At 44.6% G+C, this 1,203-nt stretch carries 1 protein-coding gene; it reads right to left on the minus strand.

What is annotated here, in order from left to right; translation table 11 throughout:
* Positions 1 to 1,191 (minus strand): elongation factor Tu, encoded by a 1,191-nt coding sequence (gene tuf, locus AC6BYQ_RS28345; RefSeq protein WP_001029610.1) that lies wholly within the window; start codon positions 1,189 to 1,191, stop codon positions 1 to 3.
* Between the last annotated feature and the right edge of the window lie 12 nt (positions 1,192 to 1,203).

Consider the following 1,203-nt stretch of genomic DNA (forward strand, 5'->3'; position numbering starts at 1 on the left):
TTATGCAGTTACTTTAGCAACAACACCAGCACCTACAGTACGACCACCTTCACGGATCGCAAAACGTAGACCTGGGTCCATTGCGATTGGGTGGATTAATTCTACTGACATTTCAACGTTGTCACCTGGCATTACCATTTCAACGCCTTCTTTCAACTGGATCGCACCAGTTACGTCAGTTGTACGGAAGTAGAACTGTGGACGGTAACCATTTAAGAATGGAGTGTGACGACCACCTTCTTCTTTAGAAAGTACGTATACTTCTGCGTCGAATTTAGTGTGCGGCTTGATTGTACCTGGTTTAGCAAGTACTTGACCACGTTGTACTTCTTCACGCTTAGTACCACGAAGTAAGATACCACAGTTCTCACCTGCACGGCCTTCGTCAAGAAGTTTACGGAACATTTCTACGCCAGTTACAGTTGTTTTAACTGTATCTTTAATACCAACGATCTCTACTTCTTCACCAACTTTGATGATACCAGCTTCAACACGGCCTGTTACTACTGTACCACGACCAGAAATTGAGAATACGTCTTCGATTGGCATCAAGAATGCTTTGTCGATTGCACGCTCTGGCTCTGGGATGTAAGAGTCAAGTGCTGCTACAAGAGCAAGAACTGATTCTTCACCGTAAGGACCAGCTTCACCGTTAAGCGCTGCAAGAGCTGAACCACGGATTACTGGAGTGTCATCACCTGGGAAGTCATAAGTAGAAAGAAGTTCACGTACTTCCATTTCTACTAATTCAAGTAATTCTTCGTCATCAACAAGGTCGCATTTGTTTAAGAATACGATGATGTAAGGTACACCTACCTGACGAGAAAGAAGGATGTGCTCACGAGTTTGTGGCATTGGACCGTCAGTTGCAGCACATACAAGGATCGCGCCGTCCATCTGAGCAGCACCAGTGATCATGTTTTTAACGTAGTCGGCGTGGCCTGGGCAGTCAACGTGTGCGTAGTGACGAGTTGGAGAATCGTATTCTACGTGTGATGTATTAATTGTAATACCACGTGCTTTTTCTTCAGGTGCTGAGTCGATTTGTGAGTAATCTTTCGCTTCACCGCCGTAAGTTTTTGCACAAATTGTTGCAATCGCAGCAGTTAAAGTTGTTTTACCATGGTCAACGTGACCGATTGTACCCACGTTTACGTGTGGTTTATTACGTTCAAACTTGGCTTTAGCCATGATGATCTTCCT

The sequence above is a fragment of the Serratia sp. LTN-2 genome, assembly GCF_059740205.1.

What these genes read in the sequence shown, in the direction of transcription:
- tuf (WP_001029610.1), bottom strand. Translation starts at nt 1,191, where the DNA reads ATGGCTAAAGCCAAGTTTGAACGTAATAAACCACACGTAAACGTGGGT.